Source organism: Brevundimonas sp. UBA7534 (genome assembly GCF_002479325.1).
Taxonomy (GTDB): domain Bacteria; phylum Pseudomonadota; class Alphaproteobacteria; order Caulobacterales; family Caulobacteraceae; genus Brevundimonas.
Map to the genome: position 1 here is coordinate 1 of NZ_DLMO01000081.1, position 5,718 is coordinate 5,718.

The window sequence follows — 5,718 nt, forward strand, 5'->3', positions numbered from 1 at the left end:
GCGTGGTCGTCGCAGCGCTCCAGCCTGGCCTTCAGCCCATAGGCCGACAGCAGCTTGGCGGTGACGCGGGTGTCCTCGGCCAGCACCAGGTCGGCCGCCGCCAGCACGTCCAGCGCCCTCAGCGTCATGTCGCGCAGGTTCCCGATCGGGGTGGCGACCAGATACAGGCCCGGCTCGACCCGCCGGAGCGGCGGGGCGGCGGGCGGAAAAAGCGCGGCCTCGGTCATGCGCTCAGCCTGCGCGCCGGGAACGCCCGGTTCAAGCTCAGTCCGCGTCCCGCTCGGCCAGGGCGGCCGGCGGCGGCGGCGCCGAGGTCAGGCCCGTGCCCTGGAACGCGGGGCCGGCGTCGTAGGCCGCGAAGGTGGCGCCGGTCAGGATCTCGTTGACCGAGGCCCCCAGCGACACGATCTGAACCGGCTTTTCCAGGCCCACCAGCAGCGGCCCGATCAGGGTCGCGCCGCCCAGCGCCTGGACCAGCTTGGTCGAGATGGCGGCCGAATGGATGGCGGGCATGACCAGGGTGTTGGCCGGCCTGCTCAGGCGGTTGAAGGCGTAGGCCGGGTGTCCCTTGGGGTCCAGCGCCACCTCGGGCGGCATCTCGCCTTCGTATTCGAAATCGAGGCCCTTTCTGTCCAGGATGCGGATCGCCTCGCGCACCTTCTCGCCCCGGTCGCCGGGGGGGTTGCCGAAGGTGGAGTAGCTGAGGAAGCCGACGCGCGGATTGCGGCCCAGGCGGCGCACGGTGTCGGCGGCCTTGATGGCGATCTCGGCCAGTTCCTGGGCGTCGGGCAGTTCGTGGATGGAGGTGTCGGCCACGAACAGGGTGCGTCCCTTGGCCAGCAGGATCGACAGGCCGATCAGGGTGTCGTCCACGTCCAGCACGCGCTGGACCTCCTTCAGCGCCATGTTGAAGTTGCGGGTCACGCCCGCGACCATGGCGTCGGCGCGGCCCTGGGCGACCAGGGTGGCGGCGAAATAGTTGCGGTCCTGGTTGATCATCCGCTGCACGTCGCGGCGCAGATAGCCCCGGCGTTGCAGCTTCTCGTACAGCCAGTCGGTGTATTCGGCGTTGCAGCCGGAGACCCGCGCGTTGGTGATCTCTATGCCCAGTTCGTCGAAGCTCAGGCCCGCCTCGGCGGCGTTCTGGTGGATCAGATCCTCGCGGCCGACCAGGATCGGGGTGCCCAGTTCGGCCTGTTTGAAGGCCCAGGCGGCGCGGATGACGGCCGGCTCCTCGCCCTCGGCGAAGACGACGCGCTTGTTGGGGCCGCCGCGCACCGCCGAGGTGATCTTCTGCATCAGGGCGGCGGACGGATCGACGCGCGAACGCAGGCTGTGGCGATAGGCATCCATGTCCTCGATCGGCCGGCGCGCCACGCCCGTGTCCATCGCCGCCTGGGCGATGAAGGGCGGGATGTACCAGATCAGGCGCGGGTCGAACGGCGTCGGGATGATGTAGTCGGGGCCGAACTTCAGCTTGCGTCCCCGATAGGCGGCGGCGACCTCGTCGGGCACGTCCTCGCGCGCCAGCGCCGCCAGCGCCTGGGCGCAGGCCACCTTCATCTCGTGGTTCACCCGGCGCGCGCGCACGTCCAGGGCGCCGCGGAACAGATAGGGGAAGGCCAGGACGTTATTGACCTGGTTGACGTAGTCGGACCGTCCGGTGGCGATGATGGCGTCCGACCGCACCGACTTGACGTCCTCGGGCGTGATCTCGGGATCGGGGTTGGCCATGGCGAAGATGATCGGATTGGGGGCCATGGAGGCCACCATCTCCTTGGTGATCGCGCCCTTCGCGCTAAGACCCAGCACCACGTCGGCGCCGACCATGGCCTCGGCCATCGTGCGGAACGGCGTGTCGGTGGCGTGGGCGGCCTTCCACTGGTCCATGCCGTGCTCGCGGCCCTTGTAGACAACGCCGTCGCGGTCGCAGATCACGGTGTTCTCGGCCCTCACGCCGGCGGCCTTCATCAGGGCGATGGACGACAGGCCCGCCGCGCCGGCGCCGGACAGCACCACCTTGACCTCGTCCATCTTCTTGCCGGCGATGTGGACGGCGTTGATCAGGCCGGCGGTCGAAATGATGGCGGTGCCGTGCTGGTCGTCGTGGAAGACGGGAATGTCCAGCAGATCCTGCAGCTCGCTCTCGATGACGAAGCATTCCGGGGACTTGATGTCCTCCAGATTGATGCCGCCCCAGGTGTCGCCGATGTTCTTGACCACGGTGACGAACTCGTCCGGGTCGGTGGTCTTGACCTCCACGTCGAAGCTGTCGACGTCGGCGAAGCGCTTGAACAGGACGCTCTTGCCCTCCATCACCGGCTTGGAGGCCATGTGGCCCAGGTTGCCCAGGCCCAGGATGGCGGTGCCGTTGGAGATGACGGCGACCATATTGCCCTTGGACGTGTAGTCGTAGGCCAGGTCCGGGTCCTCGGCGATGGCGCGCACCGGCACGGCCACGCCCGGCGAATAGGCCAGCGACAGGTCGCGCTGGGTCGCCATCGGCTTGGTCGGGGCCATCGAGATCTTGCCCGGCGTCGGGATGCGGTGGAAGTCCAGCGCCTCTTCGTCGGAGAAGGTCTGTTTGTCGGTCTGGTCGGGCATGGCTTCGGGGCGTTTCCGGCGCGGCGTTTCTGATTGGTCCTTCGTTCCTAGAGCGGCGGGCGGGGCGCGACAACCATACAGGCCCTGAGGTCGCCGCGCGGGGGCCGAAACGCCCCCGCCTGTGCGGAAAAGGTGATCCAGGCCTCAGCCGGCGTGCGGATTTCCGCCAACGGCCGGCGTCGCGGTCAGGCGCGCGCTGTCCACGCCGCTCAGGATCAGGGTTGCCAGCGCGCCGGGCGCGCCCTCGAAGACGATCGGCGAATGATCCGGCGCGCGGGCCTGGCCGCCGTTCTCAACCAAAGCCTGCACGGTGCGGCCGACCTGGGCCCGCAGATGCCGGTCCAGGGCGCGCTCGCCTGCCTGGCGCAGGGCCGCCGCCCGGGCCTTGACCGTCGGTCGCGGCAGTTGGGGCATCCGCGCGGCCGGCGTGCCGGGGCGGGGGCTGTAGGGAAAGGCGTGGACGAAGGCCAGGCCGGCTTCGTCGACCAGCGACAGCAGATTGGCGAAGGCCCCCTCGCTCTCGGTGGGAAAGCCGGCGATCAGGTCGGCGCCGAAGGCGACATCGGGCCGCACGGCGCGGACGCGCGCGACCAGGGCCAGGGCGTCGGCGCGCAGGTGGCGCCGCTTCATCCGCTTCAGCATCAGGTCGTCGCCGTGCTGCAGCGACAGGTGCAGATAGGGCATCAGCCGTTCGGACGTGGCGAAAGCGTCCAGCAGGGCGTCGTCGATCTCGGCGGCGTCGATCGACGACAGGCGCAGGCGCGGCAGGTCGGGAACCAGCTTCAGGATGCGCTGGACCAGCCGCCCCAGCGGCGGCGCGCCGGGCAGGTCGGCGCCCCAGCTGGTCAGGTCGACGCCGGTCAGCACCACCTCCCTGACCCCCTGATCGACCAGGGCGCGGACCTGGGCCACGACCTCGGAGGTGTCCGCGGGCCAGGCCGGCGGGCACCGCAGGGCGGACGCGTCGAGGCCGGCGTCCGCGAGCATGCGCTCGGCCAGCGCCTGGTGCCGGAGCGTGCCCCGGTGCGAGCCGCACGCGATGGACAGGGCCTCACCTGCCAGCGCCGCCCCGTGGCGCAGCGACGCGATGGCCTGGAACGGCTTCAGCGTGGACCGCGGGTAGATCAGGGCGTCCGCGGGGCCGAGGGCGGCCAGCATCCGCCCGTCCGGGCCCGTCACGACGGCGGCGCCCGCCGTCCGGGACTCGACGAAGCCGTTGCGGACGGTCTCCACGAGCTCGACGGCGTCGGACAGGGCGAAGGTCTCGCCCGCGGGGGCGATGGTGGCGTGGGTCATGCGTTCCAGGGTAGCGAGGGCCCCGGACGCGCCGGGCGTCCGGGGCCGGTGGGCCGGGTCGGGTCCGGCGACGTCACCGGCTCACTCCGTGGAGAGCCGCCCGTCCACCATGGTCAGGGTGCGGTCCGTGGCGGAGAGGAACTCGTGGTCGTGCGTGACCATGAGCGTCGCCACCTGCTCCTCGCGGGTCAGCGTGCCCAGCAGGTCCACGACGGCGGCCGAGCGCTCGCGGTCCAGCGCGGAGGTGGGCTCGTCCACGAGCAGCAGCGTCGGGGAGGCCATGAGCGCGCGCACGATGTTCACGCGCTGCCGCTGGCCGCCCGAGAGCTGGTCGAGGTACCGGTTCTCGAACGGGCCGAGGTTGAGGAAGTCGATCGCGTCGGACACGTGCCGCTCATCCTCCAGGGTCAGTCGCCCGCGCGTGTACGGGTAGCGTCCGAACCCCACGAGCTGCCGCACGGTCAGCCGCGTCACGAAGTGGTTCTCCTGCCGCAGGATGGACAGGGTCTGCGCGATCTTCCGGGACGGCGTCGTGGTGATGTCGTGCCCGCCCACGGCGATCGTCCCGGCGTCGGCGTCCTGCAGCCGGCCGATCATCGTCAGCAGCGTGGACTTGCCCGCCCCGTTGGGCCCCACGAGCGCGGTCACTCCCCCGGCCTGGATGTCCAGGTCCACGGGTCCGATGCACACCTCGTCGCTGTGGCGCTTCACCACGCCGCGCAGCTCGATCACAGACGTCCCTTTCTCATCACGACGACCAGGAAGGTGATGCCGCCGATCAGCTCGATGACCACCGTGACCGCACCTCCCGCGTAGAACACGTGCCGCAGCACGAAGTAGGCGCTCGTGAGCACCGCGTACCCGGCCAGCGCCGCCACCGGGAGGATGAACCGGTGGTCGTGGGTGTCGACGAGGCTGTACGCCAGCGTCGCCACGAGGAAGCCGAGGAACGTCATCGGGCCCACGAGCGCGGTGGTCATGGCCATCAGCACGGAGACCAGCAGCAGCGTCACCATGAGCTCGCGCCGGTGGTGCAGGCCCAGGTTGGTCGCGGCGTCGGCGCCGAGCGCCACCGTGTTCAGGCGGCGGGAGCGCAGCCACAGCAGCGCGCACACGACGACGGCGATGGGCGCGGCGATCGCCACGTACTCGGTCCGGGCGTTGGAGATGTTGCCGAAGAGCCGCGCGCTCAGCAGGTCGAACGAGTTCGGGTGCTCCGGTCGGGCATGCAGTTCCCCGTGATAGATCGCCGCGCCGCCCAGCACCACGCCCACGAGCAGCATCAGATGGACGCTGCCGTAGGGCCGGGAGAGCAGCCACGAGTAGAGGGCCGTCGCCAGCGCCACCATGAGCGCGGCCTGGGCGAGGAACGGCCCCACCCCGGTCAGCACCGCGACGCCGGCGGCCCCCAGCACGTACACGGCGACGGTCGACACGGCGGTGTAGAGCGCCTCGAACCCCATGATCGAGGGCGTGATGATGCGGTTGCCCGTCACCGTGTGGAAGCTGACGGTCGCGAAGGAGTGGCACAGCGCCACGATCCCGATCACGCCCAGGGACTCCACGCGCATCCGCGCGATCATCCAGAACGCGCGCGAGCCGGGTTCGGCCTCGTTGCCCCACAGCAGGACCCCGGCGGTGGAGAGCACGGCGACGGCGGCCAGCACGGCGACGACGACCGCATACCTCCGGCGGTCGGCGGCGATGACGAACGCGCCGGACCGGCGCGGGGCGTCGGCGTCGACGGGCCCGGCCGCGGTGGCGCCGCCGGGCGGGGCGGGGAGGCGGCCCGGGGCGGTCGCGAGCGGCTCAGCCATG

At 71.0% G+C, this 5,718-nt stretch carries 5 protein-coding genes; all 5 read right to left on the reverse strand.

The features are described 5' to 3' along the window. Positions 1–227: SAM-dependent methyltransferase (locus tag B2U11_RS06105; protein ID WP_292070614.1), on the reverse strand; the 227-nt coding region annotated here is incomplete at its 3' end. Positions 228–264: 37 nt separating this feature from the next. After that, a complete protein-coding gene (locus tag B2U11_RS06110) occupies positions 265–2,604 on the reverse strand; it encodes an NADP-dependent malic enzyme (RefSeq protein WP_292070615.1) in 2,340 nt (779 codons plus the stop codon). Between the two features lie 144 nt (positions 2,605–2,748). After that, the gene (locus tag B2U11_RS06115; protein WP_292070616.1) at positions 2,749–3,900 is read right to left on the reverse strand and encodes an asparaginase; all 1,152 of its coding nucleotides are present in this window, start codon (positions 3,898–3,900) and stop codon (positions 2,749–2,751) included. Between the two features lie 81 nt (positions 3,901–3,981). After that, positions 3,982–4,632 carry an ATP-binding cassette domain-containing protein gene (locus B2U11_RS06120; RefSeq protein WP_292070617.1) on the reverse strand — a complete coding sequence of 217 codons (651 nt, stop codon included), beginning with the start codon at positions 4,630–4,632 and terminating at the stop codon, positions 3,982–3,984. Next, positions 4,629–5,718: iron chelate uptake ABC transporter family permease subunit (locus B2U11_RS06125; RefSeq protein ID WP_292070618.1), on the reverse strand; the 1,090-nt coding region annotated here is incomplete at its 5' end. The genes B2U11_RS06125 and B2U11_RS06120, both read right to left, overlap by 4 nt.